The 25946-nt window shown below is 40.6% G+C and carries 26 protein-coding genes and 1 pseudogene; 12 read left to right on the top strand and 15 right to left on the bottom strand.

From position 1 onward, the window contains the following. The gene (locus HYG88_RS07620) at positions 1-333 is read right to left on the bottom strand and encodes a DUF485 domain-containing protein (RefSeq protein ID WP_178882833.1); all 333 of its coding nucleotides are present in this window, start codon (positions 331-333) and stop codon (positions 1-3) included. 185 nt (positions 334-518) lie between these two features. Between HYG88_RS07620 and HYG88_RS07615 the strand changes: the two genes are divergently transcribed. Both HYG88_RS07615 and HYG88_RS07610 read left to right on the top strand, forming a co-directional pair. Next, positions 519-4013 carry a PAS domain-containing hybrid sensor histidine kinase/response regulator gene (locus tag HYG88_RS07615; protein WP_178882832.1) on the top strand — a complete coding sequence of 1165 codons (3495 nt, stop codon included), beginning with the start codon at positions 519-521 and terminating at the stop codon, positions 4011-4013. 312 nt (positions 4014-4325) lie between these two features. Continuing rightward, complete coding sequence (locus HYG88_RS07610; RefSeq protein ID WP_178882831.1) at positions 4326-5087, top strand: hypothetical protein; 762 nt, start codon at positions 4326-4328, stop codon at positions 5085-5087. Between the two features lie 46 nt (positions 5088-5133). On the opposite strand, the gene HYG88_RS07605 is transcribed toward HYG88_RS07610, so the two are convergent. The 3 genes from HYG88_RS07605 to def form a co-directional block, all read right to left on the bottom strand. After that, positions 5134-7224 carry a TonB-dependent copper receptor gene (locus tag HYG88_RS07605; protein WP_178882830.1) on the bottom strand — a complete coding sequence of 697 codons (2091 nt, stop codon included), beginning with the start codon at positions 7222-7224 and terminating at the stop codon, positions 5134-5136. A gap of 73 nt (positions 7225-7297) precedes the next feature. Continuing rightward, positions 7298-7708, bottom strand: coding sequence for a DUF2946 family protein (locus tag HYG88_RS07600; RefSeq protein ID WP_087536731.1), 411 nt, complete (start codon positions 7706-7708; stop codon positions 7298-7300). Positions 7709-7758: 50 nt separating this feature from the next. After that, on the bottom strand, positions 7759-8289 hold the full coding sequence (def, locus tag HYG88_RS07595; RefSeq protein ID WP_004680037.1) for a peptide deformylase: 531 nt from the start codon (positions 8287-8289) through the stop codon (positions 7759-7761). Between the two features lie 120 nt (positions 8290-8409). On the opposite strand from def, the gene HYG88_RS07590 reads away from it, so the two are divergent. The 3 genes from HYG88_RS07590 to HYG88_RS07580 are packed head-to-tail and all read left to right on the top strand — an operon-like array spanning position 8410 to position 11308. Next, positions 8410-9561 (top strand): LysM peptidoglycan-binding domain-containing protein, encoded by a 1152-nt coding sequence (locus HYG88_RS07590; protein ID WP_178882829.1) that lies wholly within the window; start codon positions 8410-8412, stop codon positions 9559-9561. A gap of 13 nt (positions 9562-9574) precedes the next feature. After that, entirely contained in the window at positions 9575-10705 is a 1131-nt protein-coding gene (gene dprA / locus HYG88_RS07585) for a DNA-processing protein DprA (protein ID WP_178882828.1), read from the top strand. 33 nt (positions 10706-10738) lie between these two features. Then, positions 10739-11308: a Sua5/YciO/YrdC/YwlC family protein gene (locus HYG88_RS07580; protein WP_087544543.1), complete on the top strand. Its 570-nt coding sequence runs from the start codon at positions 10739-10741 to the stop codon at positions 11306-11308. Positions 11309-11711: 403 nt separating this feature from the next. Here HYG88_RS07580 and HYG88_RS07575 read toward each other — a convergent pair whose 3' ends face one another. Next, a complete protein-coding gene (locus HYG88_RS07575) occupies positions 11712-12620 on the bottom strand; it encodes a DMT family transporter (RefSeq protein ID WP_178882827.1) in 909 nt (302 codons plus the stop codon). Positions 12621-12756: 136 nt separating this feature from the next. On the opposite strand from HYG88_RS07575, the pseudogene HYG88_RS07570 reads away from it, so the two are divergent. The 4 genes and pseudogenes from HYG88_RS07570 to HYG88_RS07555 all read left to right on the top strand — a co-directional run. Continuing rightward, a pseudogene (locus HYG88_RS07570) lies at positions 12757-12885 on the top strand (MFS transporter); the annotation flags it as partial. 13 nt (positions 12886-12898) lie between these two features. Next, a complete protein-coding gene (locus HYG88_RS07565; protein WP_178882826.1) occupies positions 12899-13666 on the top strand; it encodes a helix-turn-helix transcriptional regulator in 768 nt (255 codons plus the stop codon). Positions 13667-13788: 122 nt separating this feature from the next. Beyond that, positions 13789-14334 carry a glutathione peroxidase gene (locus tag HYG88_RS07560; protein WP_087536720.1) on the top strand — a complete coding sequence of 182 codons (546 nt, stop codon included), beginning with the start codon at positions 13789-13791 and terminating at the stop codon, positions 14332-14334. A gap of 104 nt (positions 14335-14438) precedes the next feature. Then, a complete protein-coding gene (locus HYG88_RS07555; protein WP_005155294.1) occupies positions 14439-15134 on the top strand; it encodes a phospholipase D family protein in 696 nt (231 codons plus the stop codon). 298 nt (positions 15135-15432) lie between these two features. On the opposite strand, the gene HYG88_RS07550 is transcribed toward HYG88_RS07555, so the two are convergent. The 10 genes from HYG88_RS07550 to HYG88_RS07505 all read right to left on the bottom strand — a co-directional run bounded on the left by HYG88_RS07550 (position 15433) and on the right by HYG88_RS07505 (position 23600). After that, the gene (locus tag HYG88_RS07550) at positions 15433-15852 is read right to left on the bottom strand and encodes a F0F1 ATP synthase subunit epsilon (RefSeq protein WP_004665198.1); all 420 of its coding nucleotides are present in this window, start codon (positions 15850-15852) and stop codon (positions 15433-15435) included. A gap of 17 nt (positions 15853-15869) precedes the next feature. After that, a complete protein-coding gene (gene atpD, locus HYG88_RS07545; RefSeq protein WP_087544536.1) occupies positions 15870-17264 on the bottom strand; it encodes a F0F1 ATP synthase subunit beta in 1395 nt (464 codons plus the stop codon). A 30-nt stretch (positions 17265-17294) separates the two neighbouring features. Further along, the gene (gene atpG / locus HYG88_RS07540) at positions 17295-18164 is read right to left on the bottom strand and encodes a F0F1 ATP synthase subunit gamma (protein ID WP_004665202.1); all 870 of its coding nucleotides are present in this window, start codon (positions 18162-18164) and stop codon (positions 17295-17297) included. Between the two features lie 77 nt (positions 18165-18241). After that, a complete protein-coding gene (atpA, locus tag HYG88_RS07535) occupies positions 18242-19786 on the bottom strand; it encodes a F0F1 ATP synthase subunit alpha (RefSeq protein WP_087544534.1) in 1545 nt (514 codons plus the stop codon). Positions 19787-19828: 42 nt separating this feature from the next. After that, complete coding sequence (locus HYG88_RS07530) at positions 19829-20365, bottom strand: F0F1 ATP synthase subunit delta (RefSeq protein WP_004665206.1); 537 nt, start codon at positions 20363-20365, stop codon at positions 19829-19831. 12 nt (positions 20366-20377) lie between these two features. Beyond that, positions 20378-20848, bottom strand: coding sequence for a F0F1 ATP synthase subunit B (locus HYG88_RS07525; protein ID WP_004665208.1), 471 nt, complete (start codon positions 20846-20848; stop codon positions 20378-20380). A 39-nt stretch (positions 20849-20887) separates the two neighbouring features. Continuing rightward, on the bottom strand, positions 20888-21133 hold the full coding sequence (atpE, locus tag HYG88_RS07520) for a F0F1 ATP synthase subunit C (RefSeq protein WP_000424060.1): 246 nt from the start codon (positions 21131-21133) through the stop codon (positions 20888-20890). 82 nt (positions 21134-21215) lie between these two features. Then, on the bottom strand, positions 21216-22091 hold the full coding sequence (gene atpB / locus HYG88_RS07515) for a F0F1 ATP synthase subunit A (RefSeq protein WP_004665210.1): 876 nt from the start codon (positions 22089-22091) through the stop codon (positions 21216-21218). A 99-nt stretch (positions 22092-22190) separates the two neighbouring features. Further along, positions 22191-22589, bottom strand: a complete 399-nt coding sequence (locus HYG88_RS07510) for an ATP synthase subunit I (protein ID WP_004665211.1) — start codon at positions 22587-22589, stop codon at positions 22191-22193. 171 nt (positions 22590-22760) lie between these two features. After that, positions 22761-23600, bottom strand: a complete 840-nt coding sequence (locus tag HYG88_RS07505; protein ID WP_178882825.1) for a metal ABC transporter substrate-binding protein — start codon at positions 23598-23600, stop codon at positions 22761-22763. 216 nt (positions 23601-23816) lie between these two features. On the opposite strand from HYG88_RS07505, the gene HYG88_RS07500 reads away from it, so the two are divergent. From HYG88_RS07500 to znuB, 3 genes are read left to right on the top strand one after another with little or no spacing between them, the layout of a single operon-like run. Then, complete coding sequence (locus HYG88_RS07500) at positions 23817-24314, top strand: transcriptional repressor (RefSeq protein ID WP_087536716.1); 498 nt, start codon at positions 23817-23819, stop codon at positions 24312-24314. After that, positions 24287-25075, top strand: a complete 789-nt coding sequence (gene znuC, locus HYG88_RS07495) for a zinc ABC transporter ATP-binding protein ZnuC (RefSeq protein ID WP_178882824.1) — start codon at positions 24287-24289, stop codon at positions 25073-25075. The genes HYG88_RS07500 and znuC overlap by 28 nt, the downstream gene beginning before the upstream one ends. 3 nt (positions 25076-25078) lie before the next feature. Next, a complete protein-coding gene (gene znuB / locus HYG88_RS07490) occupies positions 25079-25888 on the top strand; it encodes a zinc ABC transporter permease subunit ZnuB (protein ID WP_178882823.1) in 810 nt (269 codons plus the stop codon). Positions 25889-25946: the final 58 nt, after the last annotated feature.

Here is a 25946-nt window from a genome sequence, read left to right as displayed (position 1 = left end):
TCAGTGCATCCCTTTTTCATGTGTGATTGCCTCAACTTCCTTGAGAGCCTCTTCATTCAACTGATCCAGTTTATTATTGGCGATGTATGAATAGACACCACACAATAAAAATGACAGTACGATAATGCCTAAACCGAGGGGCATGCCCCATGTTGTTACACCACCACTAAAAGAACTTGCTAGGAACTCTTTGTTATAGCCAACTAAAAGCATAAATCCGACATAGATAAACAACATGATTGCTGTTAATGTCCAACTTAATATACGCTTTTTGCTGACCATTTCTTGAAACTTTGGATTGTGTAGAATGCGTTCTACCTGTGAGTCATCCATCATTAACTCCTTATTTTTGTGTCCAGCCGTGGACCCCTTTTTTACTAGGGATTTTTCATTATTTAAATTAACAAGATTATGCTTGACTCGTAACTTAGACTTTGGTCTCTAAATACAAATCTCTGCTCATAACCCTTTTGATGCTTCGGGTATGATAGAAAATGGAGTTTGATCACGTGAGCAATATGAACAATTGGCTTATTATTGGGGCACTTGCCCTATATATCGCGCTGTTATTCGGCTGTGCTTTTTTTGGAGAAAAACATGCCAGCCGCTTAAGTACACGTGGTCGCATGTTGATGTTCAGCTTAACCTTAGGCGTATATTGCTCATCTTGGACATTCTACGGCGCAACAGGTGCAGCTGTCCGTGAAGGTATTATTTTCTTACCAATTTATTTAGGACCATTACTTTTTATTTGGTTTGGTTACGACATTTGGAAACGGTTAGGACGGATTCGTCAGCATCATGCCATTTCTTCAATTGCCGATTTCGTTGCTGCCCGATATGGCAAAAGCGGTAGTCTCGCAGCCTTAGTCACTATTCTTGCAGTGATTGCAATTATCCCCTATCTCGCTTTGCAATTAAGAGCGATTGCATTGAGTGCCTCCGTTGTACTCGAACAGAATGCACATGTTCATACCAGCACAAATAGTGTGTTATTACTTACAGCAGTACTTGCGATTTTGGCTATGATTTTTGGCACGCGGCATATTGCACATACTGAACAGCACGGCGGCTTAATGCTTGCAGTCGCTTTTGAATCTTTTGTAAAACTGTTTGCATTACTTAGCGTTGCAGTTTTTTTCTTATTCCAATCCCCCGAAAATATCAAACAAGTCAGCAATGATGTCACTCAACATTTTCAAGATTTGCAACAATTAGGGGTTCCTGAAACCTTCTGGGTACAAACCTTACTCGCTGCGCTAGCTATGATTTGTTTACCACGACAGTTTCATGTTGCCGTAGTCGAATTACGTGATGAAAAACATATTCGTGGGGCTAGACGCTGGTTTGCAGCTTATTTAATTTTAACAATTATGGCGATTATTCCTATCGCCAGTTGGGCCTTACACTCCCTCCCTGATACATTAGGTACACCTGATATTGCGGTATTGGCGCTGCCTCTAAGTTATCAGCAAGATTGGTTGGCATTACTCGCTTTTTTAGGTGGTTTCTCTGCTTCAACAGGTATGTTACTGGTTGCCTCAGTCGCACTTTCTATCATGCTCAGTAATGATTTAATTATGCCTGCTTTATGGCACTTTAAGATTATCTCTCGACATGATCAACAATTACCCAAAGTACTCAAACTGACTCGAAGAATTAGTATTATCAGTGTGATGTTACTGGGTTTTTTATTCTTCCACTTTTTTAATGACATTAATCAATTATCAGTATTTGGTCTATTGGCTTTTAGCGCAGTTGCGCAATTTTCGCCAGCACTCATTGGTGGTTTATATTGGCGTGGTGCAAGCCGTCAAGGTGTCTACGTTGGTCTGATCGTAGGCTTCATCATGTGGAGCTACACACTGCTCTTTCCTACTTTGTTACGTAGTCTCCCAGAACAATATCAAGCGTTCGCACAACATTTACTATTGTTTGGACCTTTCGATATTAATAGCTTACGTCCAGAAGCTTTGCTTGGTTTTGAATCTTTTGCACCATTGACCCATGGTGTCATGTGGTCTTTGGGACTGAATATTATTTGCTATATTTGGGGTTCTCGTTTGTACCGCCCAAGTGTTGCGGAACAGATTCAGGCTGAAAGCTTTTTCTACTATGAAAGCAAACCGTTACCCTCTACCCAGACAAACCTTGATTTAACCGATTTACCCCAAAATGCAGCACGGCTCAAAGTTGGCGATTTATTGGCGCTGGCTAAACGTATTACAGGTGATCGCCCTACGACTCAAGCATTCCAGCAATTTTGTGAACAAAATCATGTCGTACTCAATGAAAATCATGTAGCAAATGGCATGTGGTGGCGCTTCACTGAACAATACTTGGCAGGCATTATTGGTGCTGCATCAGCACGTACTTTACTCACCACCGCCATGATCAATAATGGATTAGCACTGGGGCAAGTCGCGAATATTCTCGATCAAGCTTCACAATGGCAACGCTTTAACCAAAATCTTTTGATGACCATGATCGACCACATGACTCAAGGGGTAAGTGTTGTTGATAAAAATATGTGTCTGGTAGCATGGAACAATCAATATCTTACCTTATTCGATTATCCTAAAGACCTTGTTTATGTAGGATGCCCAATCGCGGATTTAATCCGTTATAACGCAGAACGGGGTGAATGTGGACCTGGGCCTGTGGAAGAGCATGTCCGTAAACGAATTCACTGGATGAAAGTTGGCAGCGCCCATGAATTTGAACGGATTCGTAAAGATGGCTTGGTCATTCAAATGCGCGGTAATCCTATTGAGGGTGGAGGATTCGTCACCACCTTCGCCGATATTACTGCGTTCCGCGAAAATGAAGCGATTCTTGAAGAAAGAGTGAGTGATCGAACTCAACAGCTTGCAAATGCACTAGCTGAACAGCAACTTGCCCGTGAACAAGCCGATAAAGCCAATCAATCTAAAAGTCGATTTTTAGCAGCGGCCAGTCACGATTTGCTGCAACCGATGCATGCAGCACGTTTGTTCAGTACGGCATTGGAACAGAGTGTCAGCTCAACTGAAGATCAACAAACCTTACAACAACTTGATCGCGCACTGTATGGTGCTGAAAGCATGCTCTCTGCCCTACTCGATATTGCCCGTTTAGAAGGTGGAACCATCCAACCAAAACGCCAAGCGTATTCATTACATGACTTATTGAGTGATCTTGAACTTCAATTCAAGTCAATTGCAGCGCAGCGTAATATTCAACTGTCTGTACACGATACTCAATTCTGGGTTGATACCGACCCACAATGGATGCGACGAATTATTCAAAATTTCGTTAGTAATGCATTGCGTTATACAGCACAAGGTCGTGTCGTTGTTGGTGTATTACGTTCTGCACAAAGACCAAACCATATTCGAATCGGTGTTTGGGATACAGGACCTGGCATCAATGAACAACAACGGGTGAAATTATTCCAAGAATTTGAGCGTTGCGGGCATACCTCCCCTTGGGGTGAACAAGGACTTGGGCTTGGTCTCGCGATTGTTCAACGTATGACCAGCCTGCTGGATTTCCCAGTGCATGTCTACTCAGAATTAGGTAAAGGTTCTTGCTTTATGATCGAAGTACCGCTCGCCGAAGCACCAAAAATTCAAGCGACTACATCGCATGTGACCGCACTGCAACATACTGCATATAAAGTGCTTTGTTTAGACAATGATGAAACTATTTTACAAGGTATGCGGACTTTATTAAGCAAATGGGGCTATCAAATTTTTACCGCGACTGAACCGTCGGAAGCACTAAAACTAATTGAACAAGAAGATATTCAAGTGTGGTTAATCGATCAGCATTTAAATCATGATCAACGGGGATTAGATTTTATTGAACAATATCGCCCTGCACACATTCCAGTCGCATTAATTACAGCAGATTCTGATCCTGAGTTGCCTCAATATTTGAAACAGCAAAATATTGTTCTATTGAAAAAACCGCTCAAACCTGCGGGTTTACGTGCGTGGCTTTCTGCTTTAAAAATTATGCCAATGAGCTAAATGGCAAAATATTTTGAAACATAGGCAAAAACCATCAAAAAAAGCGCATTAAAATGACAATAAATTGACCAAAATGCTCAAAAATTTATTGGCTATGGCAAAAACGTTCACTTACATTAGTGAACGTTTGTACACTTACTTACAATTAATTAAGATATTGTTTTTGTTAATAAATATTACCATAAAAACTACATATACAACTTTAGTCGTATTCTACTTGCATCCATAAACAGGCAAAAATTGATCAACTTGATAGAAGCCATTTTTCATGCGTTTAGGTTTCTAGCAAAACTATCACAAAGGACATTGATCATGAATAGTAGTCACCTCACCTCTGAGCATACCTCACAACAATTTTACCGCCAATACAGTGCCAACGCCTTATTACCAGAGCTCAACTGGCAGAATATTTTTGTACAGAGCAACTTGGATGATACTCATCTAAAAGCATTGAATACACTTTATCAAGCAGCCGTCCCCCTTGCCCTCAATGTATTCCATGAGCTGAATTTTGATGTATTTGCACCAGCAGCTTATCAGCCACAGGGTCTAGGGCTATTTGAAAAGCTAGCGTTACAAGAACAAAAATTCTTGGATGTATTAGAAACAGAATCCGCTCATTTGGATCATGAAACTCGTCATCAAATGTGGAGTATGCTACTTCGTGGTGGTGCCGTGTTGGTCTTTAAAGCATGGTTAGGTCATGTCAAAGATGGCGAAAATCAACTGGATAAAAGTCAGTTCGATGAACTATCAGATTTATTATTTATTAAAACTCGCCCAGAGCAATTAGCACAACGTTTAAACGTAGATGCGAATGCAGAACTGACACACATTTTTTTGATGCACGAAAATGATGTTTTTCTTGATCATTTTAATAGCCTTGAAACAGCAGCTTTATTTGTAGATTTAGGTGTTTATGATGCTGCATTTTTAAGTTTACGTGATGATCGCGTCGCCGAATATCTCATCGCAAAAAACTATGTAACTCAAGAACAAATTGATGATTTGCAGTGCGCACTAAATCCATTGTACTGCGATAGCTTAATGCCAAAACAGGATTGTTTGGCTTAAGGTCGGATAAAACAAGGTGGAATTCCCACCTTGTTTTTATTGTCTACTAGAACTTCATGCTCATCCGCATCCAGTAGTTGCGTCCAATATTATTAAACTGCTCACTGGACGCATAACCAAACGTAGACGCACCCGCTTTATTTAAGTGCTCTGTATAAGCCTTGTCTAAAAGGTTATCAATTCCGACTGAAACATCGACTGCATCAGTTAGCTTATAAGTTCCATTTACAGCTAGGGTATCGAATGCTTTACTTTCATTCATGTCATAACCGACCACATTACCCTCATTCAAACTGATACGATTTTGTTTTGCAACAGCACGCCACAATAGACCTAAGCTATATTTTTCATCAACATAGCGTAAATTTAGTCGACCCTCTAAAGGTGCAATTTGCGGTAATGCGCGATGATCCGATGTATTTTCTCCCCAAACGTACATAGTTGAAAGATCCGCTTGGAAATGATCAGTGAATTGATAACCCACCCCAGCCTCTGCCCCAGCAATTGTGGCATCTACATTACGCGCAAGTGGTTTTCTTTTATCTGGTGTATTGTATTCAAGTAGGATGAAATCTTTGATTAATCCAGCATAAACTGATGCCCAAGCACTCCATGCACCATGCTCTGCTTGCAAACCGAGATCCAATTGTGCAGTGCGTTCATTGTTCAGATTGTCTAGATTATCCACCATTTTATATGTGGTTTTACCCATCATATCTGTGGAACCTACACCATGATCTGTCGTGGTGCTATACAACTCCCAAAAGTCAGGTGTACGTTCCACATATCCCAAACCTAGATAAGTCTTTAAACCATGTTCTGGGAGACTCTTTTCCAAGCGTACAAAACCACTTGGTACAGTATCTTTACGATTTTTCGCATTTTGCAGATTGTCTATTTTGACTTGATCGACTCGCGCTCCTGCTACGACTTTTTGATCTTGATCAATCGCATAAGTCCACTCACTAAATGCACCATGAGATTGAAATTTCAAATCTTCCGCATAAGGCATGTTCATCTTCGGCATGGCATACATCACCATATCACCACCATGCTTATTCTGCTGCGTATCTACACCTGAAATGACGCTAAATTTATCCCAATCTGTCGTTACAGCTAAACGGGTATTTAAAGTACGACGATCAACCCGCATCGACATTTTATTTGGCACAGTCATATTCATTCCGTGCATATTCATGGTCGTCATTGGCGGCGTACGTAAGCTAAAATTATCCATGATATGATCGTTATAGCTGTAGTCCACTTGGGCTTCAACTTTCTTGATCACCTCTGTAATATTTTTCTGTTCAGCGTGTAGACCAAGGCTTTCTCGTTTAAATTGCGAACCATCCATGCTACGACCAGCGTAGGCAGCCTCACCATCACCTTTACCTGCACGCAATTCTAACCAAGAATCATCTGTTGGCTTCCAACCCAATGCCAAGTCAGTATTCCAGCGCTCCCAATTTGAATGAATGCTTTTATCGTTGCCATCTTTATAATCATCTGCAACAGAACGATTAGCATTTAAACGAGCATATTTGGTTTCATCGCCAATTGCCGCTTCAATATTATGATCTAGACGACCATATGAACCCATCAAAACGCTGGCTTGGCCACGATAAGGCTGATCTTTGCTGAGATTTTCAGGTTGACGCTGAAAAATCACCGTTGCAGCCGAACCAGGTGTTGCATACTGAACAGTTTGCGGCCCTTTAATCACCGTAATTTTATCGAAGCTTTCTGGCTGAATATAAGAAGTTGGTGCATCCATACGATTCGGGCACGCACCTAAATTTTCACTACCATCAACCAACGTTTTAATCCGTGAACCAAACATGCCACGGAACGTCACATCACCATTCGTTCCACCATTTTTAATGGCACTAAATCCCATAATATTTTGTAAATAGTCTGCACCGTCCGTTGCAGGAATAGGTTGAATTGCTTGCTTAGGATCAGCGTGAATAATCAATCCATTTGCATCATTTGGCTGCTGTGCTGTAACGACAATAGGTGCTAATACAACAGGGGTTTTATCGGACTGGACATCCATATTTGCCCATAATAATGTGCTATTTGAGGCAGCAAGAATCGCAACCGTAAGGGGCTGTAATAAAAATTTAGTTTGAGCCATGATTGGTCTCTCTTAAAACATAAGTAAAACTAGGCTAGAGTTTTGAAAACCCTAATGAAATTGACGTTTTAATTTATGCAAAGAGTGGCGGTGCTCGCCCTTGAGGCAATAAGAATAGCCGTTGCAGTGCAAAATAAACATGCTTAAATGCCTGTTGATACGCGACTAAACGGATTTGGATTCGAACTAAAACCTCTTTCACGCCGAATTCAGGCGGTAATACCAAATTGGCATACACCGTACAGTATTGACACTGGTGATTTGGATCGTGATGATCATGTTTCGACATCAAGCTTTGATGTTGTTCAAGCTGATGTGAATGATGACGCATATTGTGCGATACAGACTGCTGTTCAGCTTTTAATTTAGGCAACAATAACGCTTGGGTAATCGTTTCACAGACAGGTGCAATCTGATATTGCTTCGGCAGCAGTGGCTGCAAAAACACCGCAATCTGTAAACAGACTGCGGTGAATGCAAGCATTAAACCACTACGAAACAATAAGGGCACTTTTAATAACCGAAAAACATTTGTTAACGTTTAACCGCAACTTTTTCTTTATCGCGTTGACGTACAACTTTTTCAACTTTCTCACGTGCACGCTGACGTTTCAATGGTGATAAATAGTCTACAAACAGTTTTCCATTTAAGTGATCCATTTCATGTTGGATACAAACTGCGAGAAGTTCGTCAGCTTCTAACTCAAATGCTTGACCATCAAGGTTAATTGCCTCGATTTTTACACGTGACGGACGCGCAACTTTGTCGTATATTTGAGGCACAGAGAGACAGCCTTCTTCGTACGGCTGAGTCTCTTGAGTCAGTGGAGTAACTTTGGGGTTGATGAACACCATCGGTTGATTTTTCTCTTCAGAAAGGTCCATGACAATAAGCTGAATATGATGATCAACCTGAGTTGCCGCTAAACCTATACCCGGTGCCTCGTACATGGTTTCTAACATATCTGCTGCAAGCTGACGAATATCATCAGTGACTTCTTCGACTGGCTTAGCAATGGTACGAAGACGGGGATCAGGAAAACTTAAAATAGGTAATAAGGCCATACCGTTCCTCATTTATGCCATTGATCAGGAAACCAACTGAAGGGAATGCTTGATCAAAAAATTGTGTGTAAAGTCGTTATTATAACGCAACTACACAGATAATTTTTAGGAATTATGATAATGAAAAAGGTTTTAGACGGCATACCATCATTTCATGCCTTGGGGTTAAAAAAACAACTGATTGCTGCTGCAATTTGTGCAGGATTAGGCATGAGCATAAACCTTACTCATGCAGCAAGCCCTAACGCAAACCCACCATCCTTAAAAGCGGGTGCACCACATGTCTATGTGGTGAAAAAAGGCGATACACTTTGGGATATTTCAGGCAAATTTTTAAGCAAGCCTTGGCGCTGGCCTGAAATTTGGGCAAGCAATAAACATGTCAAGAATCCACATTGGATTTATCCTGGTGATCGCTTGCTACTTTGTAGTTTGAACGGTAAGCCACTGATTGGTAAAGATGAAGGTGATGGTTGTGACGGTATCATTCGTCGTTACTCTGGCAATACTTCTACTTTACGTCCAAAAGTTCGTATTGAAGCTTTGAACAATAGCGTCCCTGTTATTCCATTAGCTGATATTCAACAATGGTTAGAACGAACTTCTGTACTTCCAGCGAGTGCGATTGCAAATACCCCATATGTCTTGGGTACAGCGGATAATCGTGTACTTGCAGGCAAAGGTCAGATCATCTATGTACGTGGTCAAGGTATCGAAAATGGTCAACGTTATGGCGTATACCGTGAAGGTGAACCATATATCGTGCTTGATGAAACAGGGAAGAAACAAAATCTAGGTGTTGAGCTCACGCAAGTCGCTTCGGGTGTTGCGATTACCAATGAAAATGACATTACAACCTTTGAATTAACCGATAGTTATAATGGTGAAGTACGTCGTGGTGATCGTGTTATGCTTGAACAAGATGCCATGTTACCTACTTTATTCTACCCAACTGAACCAAATCAGGTGAAAGATGGCGGTAAAGTCATCCGTGTCATGGGGTCTATAGGTACAGCTGCGAAAAATGGTGTCGTCACTGTTGACCGTGGTACAGCAGATGGCATTGACATCGGACAAGTTTTTAGTACGTACCAAAATGGCGAAACTGTTCGTGATCCAAAGACCAAAGAAAGTATAAAGTTACCAGGTCAATATGTTGGTAGTATTATGATTTTCAAAAGTTTTGATCGCATCAGCTACGGCTATGTTTTAGAGAGTGAGTTACCAATTAAAATTGGTTCAAATATCAAGCCGCCTCGTCTTGATAACTAATCTCTAATTAGAAATGTTGAATCAGCTATCGCCCCATCATTATCATACTGTGTTAGTGTGGTACTTGGTTCAACACTCGCTTTCTAGTTTTCAAAAAATTCGAAACTATTTCGGTAATTGTGCGGAAGCAGTCCAAACACATCGACTTTCTGAATGGCAACAGCTCGGTTTACACAAAAATCATTTAAAACGTCTAGAAGAATTCCAAACCCCACACGGAAAGCAGCAATTTGACCATATGGTTCAATTGATTTGTAAGCACACCGATTTTATTTTAACCCCTGAAGATATCGACTACCCTACTCAACTTTTACCTTATTCTGATCACCCTCCTATTTTATTTGGTCAAGGCCAGCTACAAGCATTATTACAGCCCCAGATTGCTATGGTTGGAAGTCGAAAGCCGAGTCCTCATGGACGACAAGTTGCCTATGATTTTGCGTATTATTTAAGTGAAAAAGGATTTTACATCAGCAGCGGTTTAGCCCACGGAATTGATGAAGCGGCTCATCGTGGCGGTTTAGCCCATCATCGGACAATCGCGGTGACTGGAACAGGTTTAGACACAGTTTATCCATCGCAAAATAGCAAACTAGCCCAAGAAATTATTCAAACAGGCGCTCTTGTCACTGAGTTTCTTCCGACTACCCTACCTTTACAGCAGCATTTTCCACGCCGTAATCGCATCGTTAGTGGTTTAAGTCTTGGTGTTTTGGTTGTAGAAGCCGCTTTGAAAAGTGGTTCACTGATCACAGCAAATGAAGCAGCCAATCAAGGGAAAATGGTATTTGCCATTCCTGGACATATTTACAGTGAGTATCATAAAGGCTGTCATCAATTAATTCGTGAAGGTGCAACTTTAGTTGATCATCCAGAACAAATTATTGAAGATCTAGCCTTACCTACACAATGGCAAGTACAACAACAAATTCCAGAAGAACCTGTAATCATCACACCAAGCTTACCAACACATTTGATTGCTCTTTATCAAAGTCTCGACTGGGTTGGACAAGACTTGGATGAACTTGCTCAACGTCATCCAATTCCGATCGCAGAACTTACAGCTCAATTGATGGAATTAGAATTACTCGGTTTCTGTATACAACAGGGCGGTCGCTATTTACGTTGTCGTCCAATTCATTAAAATAACCCTATCTTTGTCGCTAAATATAATCCCATGATTACCTCATCAATTTTGGAAGCAGCACAGCTTTTGAAGCAAGGACAAGTTCTTGCTTATCCAACAGAAGCTGTTTGGGGCTTAGGCTGCGATCCATTCAATCAACAAGCTTTTCAAAACATTCTTGAGCTAAAACATCGCCCAATTGAAAAAGGAGTCATTTTATTAGCAGGTCACTTAGGGCAAGTTGAGCATTTGTTACAAAGCTTAGCCCCAAAGATACGTAAGCAAGTGATTGATAGTTGGACGGATCGTGTAGCAACTGAAAGAGCAACTACGTGGTTACTTCCCGCTGATGAGCACATTCCTATTTGGATTAAAGGTCAACATCCATTGGTTGCTGTACGTGTAACCACCCATCCTTTGTGCGTCGAACTTTGTAATGCCTTTGGCGGCTTTATTGTATCGACCAGTGCCAATCCCGCTGGACTAAACCCAGCACAAAATTTAGAACAAGCTCAAGGTTATTTTGGTGCATCCCTGAATTATTTGGAGGGTGATTTAGGACTTAGCCAAGAACCTAGTCGAATTCTCAACGCATTAACAGGTGAAGTAATTCGCGCTTGATTATGTAAATAGTGAATAAAAAAAAGCTCAGTTATATAGGGATAACTGAGCATAAAAAGGATGTGTATAATCACATCCAGAGGGTCTGCAAATTGGTTGAGTATATTCATCATTAAAAATGAATCTAGCTACTCTGAAAGCTATTATGGATCAATGATTTGATTTATACAAATATATTATTTCTCTAACAAAAAATGTGAAAAGCGTACCATTTTTGTCAGTTTTAAAATTTCAATAAAATTATATTTCTATTTTTATTGAAATTTTTTTGGTCACAGACTTGATAAATATCTAAAATATATTTGAAAATCATATAGAAATAATCTTCATTAAATAAAAATTTTGATGTGTTTGTCGCTATTTCAACCAATTTTATACGATCATTTCATATTTAAGTGGCGCTTTAAATCAATTCTTCAGGTGCTTTTTCCGTTTTCTTTTGCGCTAAAATGATACCGACCAAAATCGTCACACCGCCTAAGGTATGGTAGATCGTCCAATGCTCAGATAGCCATACACTTGCAATAATTGCAGTAAATACAGGCATCAAATTCATAAAAATACTAGTACGGTTTGGACCAATGCTTTGTACAGCAATCATCCATAATAAAGGTGCGATTAACGATGGAAAAATACCTGCATACAATACACTTGCTACATTATCTACATTAATTGCATCTAAGCCCAACCAAAGTAGAAATGGAAGATGGTATAGCAACGCAAAAGCGATTTGGATATAGAGACTGGTCATCAATGGCAATTGTACTTGCCATTTTTTTAGAAAGACGCCATAAAATGCATAAAAACCTACAGCCAAGACCATAACAGCATCTCCCCAATGACCTCCTTGATCAAATAAGCGAGAGAAATGCCCTTGGCTCATTACATAAAGTAGGCCGAAAAATGATAGGAAACTGCCAAAAATCGCAAATCGATTTGGCTTATCTTTTAAAATAATATAAGAGATAAAAATGGTAAAAACTGGAACAAAGGCATTTACAATACCCATATTTGTTGCAGTGGTATAATGTGCTGCTGTATAAGAAAGGCCTTGATATAAAACCATTCCAAAAGCGCTTAGAACTGCTAATTTAGGAATATATGGGCGAATCAAAGCTCGCTGTTTCCATACTTTGGGCAACATAAATGGTGTCAAAATGAGAAAGGCAACAAACCAGCGATAAAAACTAATACTGACGGGTGAAATATAGTCCGCAACATAACGAGTCACTGCAATATTTAACGACCAAATTAAGACTGCTATCAATGGCAGTACAAATGCCCATTTTTGGTATCTACTTAACTGAGTCATCAGCCATCTCACAATATTTCTAGATTAGGATTATTCTGAAAGATGTCTAAAATAATTGAAATATCGTATTTCAGATATTTATACCGCTATGTCGACATCAAATCTAAAAGCAGATCCAAATTTACAACTTGAGACTTATACGCTTGATCACTTCAATAAAAATATCTTAATTTATGCTGTAATCAGCTTTATTACCTCCGTCTATATCCATCTTTTCACCTTAGCAAAAGGTTTGAACAATCCTAAAGTCACTTGTGAAAATTAAATGAGAACCCTGAATGAAGTATGATGAGACTGAAAAATTATCTTTTTTAAATGGTATCGAAGTACATGAATTTCTTTATCAGAAAGATGATATTGTCAGCCCTCATTCTTCACTTTGGGGGGATTTTAACTTCAGTCTCAATGGCACTTTAGAATTTGATATTGAAGGAAAATATTATTTATCACCGCCAAGCTATGGGCTATGGCTACCACCACGGACTGCACACCAATCACTGCCTGTTGAACATGAAATTCATTATATTTGCATCCGACTTCATCCTCGTTTCGGAGATGCATTAGGCGATGTCTGCCGCTGTTTTAGTATTCAACCTTTTTTTCGCTCTTTGGTCATTCAAATTCTAGAGCAACAAAAGCAAAATCTTGCGCCTGAATATCTTGAACATTTATTACAAGTGTTATTCGATCAACTAAAGCAAGCCCCAGCATATACACATTATTTACCGCAAAGCACGCATCCAACCTTAGCTCCGATCCTCGATCAACTTGCGAATCCTGAATTATTTCATATGAGCCTACAACAAGTATTGTATAACTTTACGGTCAGTGAGCGCCATGTGTTACGGCTGAGCCAACAAGAATTGCAACTCTCTCTGTCAGAATGGCGCAATCGAGCCAAAATTATTTTTGCAATCAATCAAATTCGTCAAGGCACGACCATTAAACAATTGGCATATACTTTAGGTTATCACCATAGCTCTAGCTTTATTGAATTCTTCAAGCGCTATACAGGACAAACCCCTATTCAACTCAAAAATGCCTAGATATAAATCCAAGATGTGCTTTTGCTCATAATTTGTATGGATTCATATCAAGAGGATTGCACTGTACGAAATTAGCAGTTAAAACAAACAAGTCTTGTCACAACAACATTAGGACGTATTCCATGAGCCAGTCGGTTTATCACATTCCAGTTAAAGATATTAAAGGTCAAGACGTTGATCTTGATCAATATCAGGGTAAAGTTCTACTAATTGTTAACGTAGCCTCAAAATGTGGCTTAACACCACAGTACGAAGGCCTAGAAAAACTTTATCAAGCGAAAAAAAATCAGGGCTTAGAAATTTTAGGCTTCCCTGCAAATAACTTCTTAGAGCAAGAACCAGGGACAAATGATGAAATCGAACAATTCTGTTCACTCAACTATGACGTCCACTTCCCTTTATTTGCAAAAATCTCTGTTGCAGGTGAAGACAAACATCCTTTATATCAAACACTCACACAAGCAATTCCAGAACGTATTGGTGAAGGACCTTGGTGGAAAGACCTCGTTGATTATGGCTTAACACCAAACAATCCACCTGAAGTACTATGGAATTTTGAGAAATTCTTAGTCAATAAAAATGGGGAAATCGTAGCGCGTTTTGCACCTGACATTACCGCAGATGATGAACGTATCGTCAGTGCGATTGAAGCTGAATTAGCAAAATAAAATAAAAAATTAATAAAGAGAATGGTTTAACTATTCTCTTTATTAAAATAAATATTATAATTTTTTTACTTTAATTTTAATATTTACATAAATGTTGGAACGGCATGTCTAAATTTCTTAATACAAGTGCAACTAATTTTTATCTAGAAGAATTAATTAAAAATGCAAAAGAACGCCTTATCCTAATTAGCCCTTTTTTAAAACTAAATGATCGTATAAAGGAACTTCTTGAAGATAAAAATCGTCTTAAAATTGATATTCGTATAATTTATGGCAAAAGTGATTTACATCCTGATGAAATCAAATGGATGCAAAAACTTGATTATGTAAGGGTGAGCTTCTGTAAGAACCTTCATGCTAAATGTTACATCAATGAATCAACTTGTATAATTTCCAGTCTAAACTTATATGAGTTTAGCCAAGTGAATAATAATGAGATGGGAATTTTGATTGAAAAAGATCATGATGAATTAGTGTTCAAAGATGCTTATGAAGAAGCCCAACGCATTATTCGAATCAGCGATGAAGTTAGAATTTCTCTTGATGAGGTGAAAGATACAGAAATAAGCCAAGAAAATAGTGAACAAGATGATTTTAGCAAATTAACAACTTCAAAACTTGCTGCCAAACATAAACTGAAAACAAATGAGCTTTTAGAAAAATTTGTAGCTAAAGGCTTTCTCATGATTAATGATAAAGGTAGGCACCAATTAACAGATGAAGGGAAAAATGTTGGTGGTGAATTTAAATTTAATAGCTACGGTGGTTATTTCCTCTGGCTTGCTGATATGAGTATTTAAATTCTTGAGCTCAAGTATCTTTATTAGAAATACTTGAGCTTTTAGAGAATAAGAATACTTATTACATGATCTTAGCAATATTAAATCTCATAACTCATTTTGATGGGTTGTATCTGATACGATGGCATAGAAACTGAAGTATTAGCTTTCTGCTTGCTTAGATTTGGAAAATCATGCCCGATTTGATTCATTTGTTTATACTTTTCGAGCTCAGCATTTATCAAACTGACCCGTTGTTTTAAAATGTATCAATAAAAAAAGCCACCTTTCGGTGGCTTTCTCAATCTTAAATCTGCAATTACATTGCACGATTCTTGATTTTACGGATGGTTTCAAGCTGAGCCGCAGTTTCTGCAAGCGCAGCAAGAGCAGCAGCCGAGTCCAAATCACTCTTTTGATTTGCTAACAATTGTTCAGCTTGTTTACGAGCTTCCATAATTGCAGCTTCATCTAAGTTGTCAGCACGGATTGCAGTATCTGCAAGCACCGTAACAACATGAGGTTGAACTTCTAACACACCGCCTGATACATACACGATTTCTTCTGTACCATTTTCCAACTGAACACGGATCGGTCCAGGTTGGAGTAAAGTTACAAGTGGCGCATGCCCTGGTAAAATACCTAGCTCACCACCCGCACCTTTTGCGATTAACATCGTAACTTGTCCAGAGTAAATAGACTCTTTAACACTTACGACATCACATTGCATAGTCGCCATGAGATGATCTCCTTAAATTAGAGTTTCTCAGCTTTAGCAATCACTTCGTCAATACCACCCACCATATAGAACGCTTGTTCTGGGATGTGATCGTATTCACCAGCTAATAGACCTTTAAAGCCACGAATCGTTTCTTTAAGTGGTACTAATTTACCAGGAGCACCAGTAAATACTTCAGCTACGTGGAATGGTTGAGAGAAGAAACGTTGGATTTTACGCGCACGGTAAACAACCAATTTATCTTCTTCTGCTAACTCATCCATACCCAAGATTGCGATGATGTCTTTAAGCTCTTTATAACGTTGCAATACGTTCTGTACAGAACGCGCAATTTCATAATGCTCAGTACCAACAACCAATGGATCTAACTGACGTGAAGTTGAGTCAAGTGGATCGATCGCTGGGTAAATACCAGAAGATGCGATGTCACGGCTCAATACTACTGTTGCATCTAAGTGAGCAAACGTAGTTGCAGGTGATGGGTCAGTCAAGTCATCCGCAGGTACGTATACAGCTTGGATCGATGTGATCGAACCAGACTTAGTAGACGTAATACGCTCTTGAAGAACACCCATTTCTTCTGCAAGTGTCGGTTGGTAACCTACCGCAGATGGCATACGACCTAACAATGCTGATACTTCAGTACCCGCAAGTGTATAACGGTAGATGTTGTCGACGAATAATAATACGTCACGACCTTTACCATTTTCGTCTTTTTCATCACGGAAGTATTCAGCCATAGTCAAACCAGTTAACGCTACGCGTAAACGGTTACCTGGTGGCTCGTTCATCTGACCGTAGACCATTGCTACTTTGTCAAGAACGTTAGAATCTTTCATTTCGTGATAGAAGTCGTTACCTTCACGAGTACGCTCACCAACACCAGCAAACACAGATAAACCTGAGTGTGCTTTCGCGATGTTGTTGATCAACTCCATCATGTTTACAGTTTTACCAACACCGGCACCACCGAACAGACCAACTTTACCACCTTTCGCGAACGGGCAAAGTAAGTCAATGACTTTAATACCAGTTTCTAAAAGATCAGTAGAAGCTGCTTGTTCAGCATAAGAAGGTGCTTGACGGTGAATCGGCAAACGTTCTTCAGTCGCTACAGGACCTGCTTCATCGATAGGGCGACCCAATACGTCCATGATACGACCAAGCGTAGCAGGACCCACTGGAACAGAAATCGGTGCATTTGTGCTAGTTACATTAAGGCCACGTTTAAGACCTTCTGTAGAACCCATTGCGATGGTACGAACAACACCATCACCAAGCTGTTGCTGAACTTCTAAAGTAGTTTCAGTACCGTCAACTTGGAGAGCGTCATAGATCTTAGGAACGCTATTGCGCTCAAACTCGACGTCGATAACCGCGCCGATGATCTGAATGATACGACCGCTACTCATTGCTGTCTCCTCAATTCAAACTTAATAATGTTAAACGGCAGCGGCACCGCCAACGATCTCGGAAATTTCCTGAGTAATCGCGGCTTGACGCAGCTTGTTGTAAATGAGTTGTAGGTCTTTAATCAATTGGCCTGCGTTGTCTGTCGCTGCTTTCATTGCGACCATACGAGCAGACTGCTCACATGCAACGTTTTCAATCACACCTTGATAAACCATAGACTCGATGTAGCGAACCAACAAACCATTTAACAATTCTTCTGCTTCTGGTTCGTAGATATAGTCCCAACCATAAGTACGGTTGAGATCATCGCCTGCTTGCGCTGGTGCTAAAGGAACAAGTTGTTCTACTTTAGGCTGTTGAGTCATTGCATTGACAAAACCATTTGAAACGAGGTAGATACGATCTAATTCGCCTTTATCAAATGCATCAAGCATAACTTGTACAGAGCCAGTTAACTGTTCCAAACTCGGCGCATCGCCAAGTTGGGTCGTTGCACCAAGCACTTTACCGCCGTAATTCTTAAAAAACGAAACCGCTTTTTGACCAATCAAAGCAAATTCAACTTCAATTGACTGCTGTTGTTGTGCTTTGACATGCTGCACAACTTTCTTGAACAAGTTAATGTTCAAGCCACCCGCCAAGCCACGATCTGAAGACACTACGATATAGCCAACACGCTTAACTGGGCGGTCAACCATATAACGGTGTTTGTATTCAGGGTTTGCTTGAACTAAGTGAGCAATTACACGGCGCATATTATCGGCATACGGACGGCCCTGAGCCATGCGCTCTTGCGCACGACGCATTTTAGAAGCAGCTACCATTTGCATCGCGCGAGTAATCTTTTGCGTGCTCTTGATACTAGCTACTTTGGCGCGAATTTCTTTTAAATTTGCCATACGCTTAACCTAGTATTCGAAAGCCCTTTCGAGCTTTCGAAGGTTGATCCGTGAACCAAACTTAACTAAAGGTAAACTTAGTAAGTTTGAGTCGCTTTGAAGCTCTCAATACCTGATTTGATTGCTGCTTCGATGTCTTTGTTATAATCACCAGTTTCATCGATCTGTTGCATTAACGCAGCTTTTTCTGAACGGAAGTAAGCAATTAACGCAGCATCAAAGTCTACGATTTTCTTCACTTCAACGTCAGCCATATAGCCTTCGTTAGATGCATAAACAGATACAGCTTGGTCAGCAATTGAGTAAGGAGCATATTGTTTCTGCTTCATTAACTCAGTTACACGTTGACCATGCTCAAGTTGCTTACGCGTTGCTTCATCAAGATCAGAAGCAAACTGAGCAAACGCAGCCAATTCACGGTATTGTGCTAGAGCAGTACGGATACCACCAGACAATTTTTTGATGATCTTAGTTTGAGCAGAACCACCAACACGCGATACCGAGATACCCGCGTTCACAGCAGGACGAATACCTGCGTTGAATAATGATGTTTCTAAGAAGATCTGACCGTCAGTAATCGAAATTACGTTGGTTGGTACGAATGCAGATACGTCACCCGCTTGAGTTTCAATGATCGGTAACGCAGTTAAAGAACCAGTTTGACCCGTTACTGCACCGTTCGTGAACTTCTCAACATAGTCAGCTGAAACGCGCGAAGCACGCTCAAGAAGACGTGAGTGAAGATAGAATACGTCACCTGGATACGCTTCACGACCTGGTGGACGACGTAATAACAATGAAATTTGACGGTAAGCAACAGCTTGCTTAGACAAATCATCATAAATAATTAACGCATCTTCACCGCGGTCACGGAAGTATTCACCCATTGTACAGCCTGAGTACGGAGCTAAATACTGCATAGCTGCAGGATCAGCTGCCGCAGCTGCGACAACAGTTGTATACGCCATAGCGCCAGTTTCTTCTAGCTTACGTACAACGTTTGCAATTGTTGATTGTTTTTGACCAATCGCAACGTATACACATTTAATGCCAGAGTTTTTCTGAGCGATGATCGCATCGATCGCCATTGCTGTTTTACCAGTTTGACGGTCACCAATAATCAACTCACGCTGACCACGACCTACAGGGATCATGGTATCAACTGATTTATAACCAGTTTGAACAGGTTCGTCGACTGATTGACGCCAAATTACGCCTGGTGCTACTTTTTCAACAGCATCAGTTAATTTTGCATCAATTGGGCCTTTACCATCAATTGGGTTACCTAAAGCGTCTACGACACGGCCAAGAAGTTCAGGACCAACCGGAACTTCTAATACACGACCTGTACAACGCGCTTTTTGACCTTCTTGCAGGCTTAGGTAGTTACCTAAAACAACGGCACCCACTGAATCCTGTTCTAGGTTCAGTGCCATACCAAATAAGCCGCCGTCGAATTCGATCATTTCACCGTACATTGCATCCGCAAGACCGTGAATACGCACGATACCGTCAGATACCATGACGATGGTACCTTCATTCTTCGCGGTCGCGCTGGTGTCCAGATCGCCGATACGCTGTTTAATGAGCGCACTGATCTCGGATGGATTCAGTTGTTGCATTGCGCTATTCCTCAATCTTTTTTAAGTTCAGTCTTTTTGCTATTACGCAAGAAGACGAGTCCGCATTTTTTCAAGCTTGTTAAGCGCAGAGTCATCTATCACTTGGTCGCCTGCATGAATCACAACACCTGCGATTAACGCTGGATTAACGCTAACAGTCACATGAACAGTTCTGTTAAAACGTTTTTCAAGCGCATGAGCTAAAATATGCTCTTGTGTCGCATCTAATGGAAAAGCAGATTCAATCTCTACTTCCAAAGTGTTGTTGTTCTGCGATTTCAGTAATTCGTATTCTGCTGCGATTTCAGGCAATAAAACTAAACGATCATTATCTGCAAGTAATGTCAAAAAGTTCGACACAGCTTGTGATTGATCTTCACCTAAAACTTTCGCAAAAAGACTTACCTGCTCCGCAGGAGTCAACTCAGGGCGATTTAAATAAGCGGAAAATGCTTCATCTTGCACCGCAGCACTGAGCAGTTGTAATGCATTTGACCAAGAGTCAGTTGCATTTTGCTCAGATGCATAAGCAAATGCTGCCTTAGCGTATGGGCGTGCCAACGTCAAGAGTTCAGCCATATTTCGCCTCGCTTAAAGTTTAGCAGCCAGCTGAGTCAGCATGGCATTATGAGCTTCTGCGTCAACTTGTTGGTTCAGAATTTTTTCTGCGCCAGCAACTGCCAAAGCAGCAACTTGTTGACGTAATTCTTCGCGAGCAGCATTGATGTCTTGATCAACAGTTTCTTTCGCCTGTTGACGAATACGCTCACCTTCAGCAGATGCTTGGGTACGCGCTTCTTCTACCAATTGTGCTGCACGACGGTTCGCTTGTTCGATCAATTGAGCCGCTTGTGCTTTTGCTGCGTCTAATTCTGCCTTAACTTGTGCTTGCGCATCAGCAAGGTCAGCTTTTGCTTTTTCAGCAGCATTTAAGCCATCAGCGATTTTACGCTGACGCTCACTAATCGCATTGATTAGTGGTGGCCAAACGAACTTCATGCAAAATGCGACAAAGAACGCAAATGCAATCGCTTGACCAATCAATGTGAGGTTGATATTCATTTCGCTATTCCTCAATATGTGGATTTAGGAATTAAGCTATTAACCTACAAATGGATTAGCGAAGATGAAGAACAAGCCAATACCAACACCGATCATAGGCACAGCATCAAGAAGACCCGCAATTAAGAACATACGAGTTTGAAGTTGTGGAGCCAATTCTGGTTGACGAGCAACAGCTTCTAAGAAGCGGCCACCTAAAAGACCGAAGCCAATCGCAGTACCTAAAGCACCAAAAGCGATCAAGATAGCAGATGCAATTGCAACTAGACCTAAAGTGAGTTCCATGAAAAATTCCTCAGAGGTTAGGTTATTACCAAATTAAACTAAAATTTAAGCCTAACCATCGATTGATAATTAGGCAATACTATTAATGCTTTTCGCTTGCCATGCTCAAGTAAACGATGGTCAGCATCATAAAGATGAATGCTTGCAACGTAATTACAAGAATGTGGAAAATAGCCCAAGGCACAGATAACGCCCATTGAATCCAGAACGGTAATAACGCGATTAAGATGAAGATTAACTCACCCGCATACATGTTACCGAACAGTCGTAGAGCCAACGAAACTGGTCGAGCAAGAAAAGTTACTAATTCCAAAATCAAGTTCACTGGAATCAATAACGCTTTTGCAACTGGGTTACTTGGGTTAAATGGGTTAAGTGCCAATTCACCGACGAAACCGCCGATCCCTTTTTCACGAATACTATAGAACAAGATCAGTGCAAATACAGACAATGACATACCAAGGGTAATGTTAGGATCTGTAGATGGAACAACCTTGAAATAAACGTGGTGAGGGTCCATACCAAACACGCTTGCACCAATCTTTTGAGCTAGAAAAGGAATCCAGTCAACAGGAATCAAGTCCATTGCGTTCATGAGGAAAATCCACACGAAGATGGTCAATGATAAAGGAGCAATTAAACGTGATTTGCCGTGGAAAGTATCACGAACACTTGAGTCCACAAACTCGATAATCATTTCGATTGCAGATTGGAATTTAGTTGGAACGCCAGCATTTGCAGCTTTCGCAACTGTCCAAAATAACAAACAGAAAATAACACCAAGTCCGATAGACCAACCCATTGAATCCAAGTGAATTGCAGTGAACCCCATCGAATGAGCTTCTTCAGCAGTCTCAGCCAACTTCCATGTACCATCAGGCATTTTGCCATAGGTCATATTGGTCAAGTGATGCTTGATATACTCGGTCGAAGTAAGGGCATGTTCTTCAGCAGCCATAAATCACACCTGGTCAATGTCAATCATTAAAAAGAAGCGAAGCGAATTCTGCGAACTGCAATAATCTCACTCACACTTCCAAAAAATCTTAAATGTGTTTTAAACTCGTTTTTGTAGACGTGACACCCAAAATGGCGCGACCCACGACATCGTTTGAACGAGGATAAATCCACAAAACAACGCAACCGGTGACAGCGGTTTAACATTGCTCAAAATTAAAATAAAACCCACGATCACGATTGCAAACTTACCCAGCATCCCTCGATACATGTTCAGCATGACTTGTTTTGATGCTCTTGCGCCTGCCGTTCTAAACGACTGCCAAGCAAAATAACAATGTGCCAACCAACATACCAAAGCCCCAAGCGCAGCACTTAGAGCAGCAGTGGTGTCTTTCATCATCCATGCAAGCAAAGCTGCAACAGGAATCATACACGCTTGTAAGAAGACCAAAGCTTTTGCTAATCGTCGGTCAATCAAGCGACTAGTTTGGCTCATTTTTTATCCACTCACAACATAACTGCTTGACAAGTTTTATTGATGATCGTTTCGAATCGCAGGCATTATAGAGTTACACCCCTGAACATGCAATCTTTTCTCGACTTAAGTCTGTTTTTTTCGTTAGCATATTTTCCGACGATAGAGTCAACTCATTTTTTATTTTTTTCATCATTTTTGAGTACTTAATACGCATTTATCAATTTTTGAAGCCAATTTTTTCCATGCAGCAACAAAATTATCTTGACCACGCATACTTTCATCAACTGGTTGGAACACGACTGGATTTAGCTTTTGATATTGACCACGACTTGCTGATGTTTCAGCCAACAAGCACATTTGTGTTTTAGGGCGACTATCTTTTAAGAATTTAATTTGAGCTACTGTGGGTGCAATATGAGGATCATCAGTCAATGCTCCAGCAAATTTCAAATTGAGTGCTCTTTCTAAATATTGATAGGCATCATGATAAGACCAATAAGGTTTTGCTTTATTGGAACTTTCATATTGCTGTGAAACCTGTAGCATTTGTTGCGAAAACTCTTTTGCATTCGCCATGTATTTGGCTTTATTTTCTGGATATTGTTGTGAACGTAAAGTTGCAATAAAGAAAGCGATTCGCACTGCATTGTTTGGCTCTAACCAGACATGACTATCTACGGTGTTTGCCAATGCAGCACCACGCAAACTACGCTGCGGTAAAATCGTCAAAATACCAGAATCTAAAAGTGCAATTGCTTTAGGGTTTTGATTAAGCAACTTATCTAAAGGTGCTTCATGTACTTTACCTAGCCACAATACCAGCGAAGCATCTTGAATCGCCTTACGATGAGCGGGTGTGAGTTGTACATCATGTCCTGTTTGATCGCCAAGTAACAGAACAGGCTCTTCTATGCCTGCTGTAACCTCTTTAGCAATTAAATAAATTGGATGCGTTGAAACAACTAAACTTTGAGTCCATCCCCATGTGCTTAACATTGAAAAGAAAACAAATACTATTAGGCGGGACATCACAACATTACTCAACTCAGCGAAGCGTGTTATAATATAACAAAAGTTAAAAAACACCTATGTCTTTTTTAGATTTGTCGCGCTCGCCTGCCGAGCTTCAACTTATATAGATGGTTATATTGAATTGCATGTTATGATAATGGGTCTATTGCGATATCATAAAGGCGATGAGTGCATGAAAAGCAATAGATTCTACAAAAACAATGAGGTCTACCTATGAGTTCTTGTTCACATGAACATAACAATGCTTTACATGGTGTTCACGGTCATCACGATATTAAGGCTCGCATTGCTGAAGCAGAAATTTTGTGTACTGCAGTTGGCGCTCGCTTAACACCTTTACGTAAAGAAGTGCTTGAACTCATTCTAAATGCTTCTGCTCCAATGGGCGCTTATGACTTACTGGCTAAAATCAAAGGTCAAGCAGACCGCCCTGCTGCCCCACCTACAGTTTATAGAACTTTAGACTTCTTATTAGAAAAAGGTCTAATTCATCGACTGACCTCAATTAATGCCTATATTCCTTGTTGCCACCCACGTGAAGGGCATCAAGCTGCTTTTCTGATCTGCACTGAATGTCATTCAGTGAAAGAGGCTTCAGCACAAGGATTAATTCAACAGCTCGATCAACTTGCTGCTTCTGACCAATTTGCTGCCCAACACAGCATTATTGAAATTTCTGGAAAATGTCATCAGTGCAACACACGCCAATAAGCGCTCCACTTATTCAGTTGGAGAATATTTCTGTTCGACGCGACGAACGAGATATTTTAAGAAATATTGATTTTGCATTACAGGCAAAAGAAATTGTGACGCTAATTGGTCCAAATGGTGCAGGTAAATCAACTTTAATTAAGGTACTGCTTGGCATCATGGCACCCAATAAAGGCAATGTGCACTTTTCCAAGAAATTAAAACTCGCTTACGTCCCACAAAAATTCAACCCCTCAGCCAGTCTTCCCTTACGTGTTCAAGACTTACTTGATTTAGAAATTTGTGCCGCTGATTTACGCGAAGAAATTATCCGGGATACGGGCATTCAAAAATTACAAGCCTCCAAAGTACAACAACTCTCAGGTGGCGAACGACAACGGGTTTTACTGGCACGTGCACTACTCCGCCAACCCGATATCCTAGTGCTTGATGAACCCATGCAAGGTTTGGATATTCAATCCGAAGCTGAGCTTTACGACTATGTGAGAAGCCTACCTGAACGCTACGGTTGTGCGGTATTAATGGTGTCACATGATTTACAATGGGTAATGCAAGGCACGCATCGCGTTGTTTGTCTGAACAAACACATTTGTTGTAGTGGTTTACCTGAAAGTATTCAGCAGCATCCTGAATACCAAGCGATTTTTGGTACACAACGGATGTTCTATCAGCACCATCACAATCATTGCGGACATAGCGATCATGCGGAACCCTGTTCTCATGATCCACGCCCACACATTCACCCTGAAGCGAAGGTCTAAGCAATGATGGAATGGTTACAACTACTATTACCTGCTTGGATTATGGGGTCACTTTTGGTATTTCTGACAGCACCACTCGGCTGTCTGATGCTTTGGCGCAGAATGTCCTTTTTTGCTGATACCATGGCACATGGCACACTACTGGGTGTCGCGGTTGCAGGCATTCTGCATTTACCTTTTTGGCTGGGCGTGGGCTGTCTGGCTGCTTTACTGGTTGGTATTTTATGGGTACTGCATGACTCTCGCCTCCCTAATGATGCCTTACTCGCATTAAGTTCAGCGACATTACTGTGCTCTGGTTTGTTATTAATTCAGCATATTCCGAGTTTACGCCCCGAATTATTAAGCTACTTATTTGGCGATCTTCTTAGTATTGAATGGTCTGATTTACCCATGTTTGCGGTCGTGATTGTAGGTTCGCTTATCGTTTTGTATCGTTCATGGTCTGCACAAATTCAAATTGCAATTGATCCCGATATTGCAATGAGTGAAGGGGTGAGAGCCAATTGGCAACGCTTGATTTTCATGCTGTTATTGGCGCTATTTACAGTACTTGCGCTCCGTGCTGTTGGCTCACTCCTCATGGGTGCATTACTGGTGATTCCTGCACTAAGCGCACGCTTACTTGCACATTCACCTAAACAAATGGTGATTTGGGCATTCTTACTGGCTCAATTGGCTGTGACGGTTGGCTTATGGTCTAGTGCGGCGTTAAATATTGCCACAGGTCTCAGTATCGTTTTATGTATGGCGCTTTGCTTTGCCGTTATTTTTGCAGTACAAAAATTCTTACCGAATTTTAAAACCAATTAAATGTTTCCAATCTTAGCATTCAATACTTGGATGCTATGTCGACTATTATTTAACGATT

This window comes from Acinetobacter sp. SwsAc4 (genome assembly GCF_013391535.1).
Lineage (GTDB): Bacteria > Pseudomonadota > Gammaproteobacteria > Pseudomonadales > Moraxellaceae > Acinetobacter.
The sequence above is the reverse complement of the archived record's forward strand: the minus strand, read 5'-3'. Positions and strand labels throughout refer to the sequence as shown.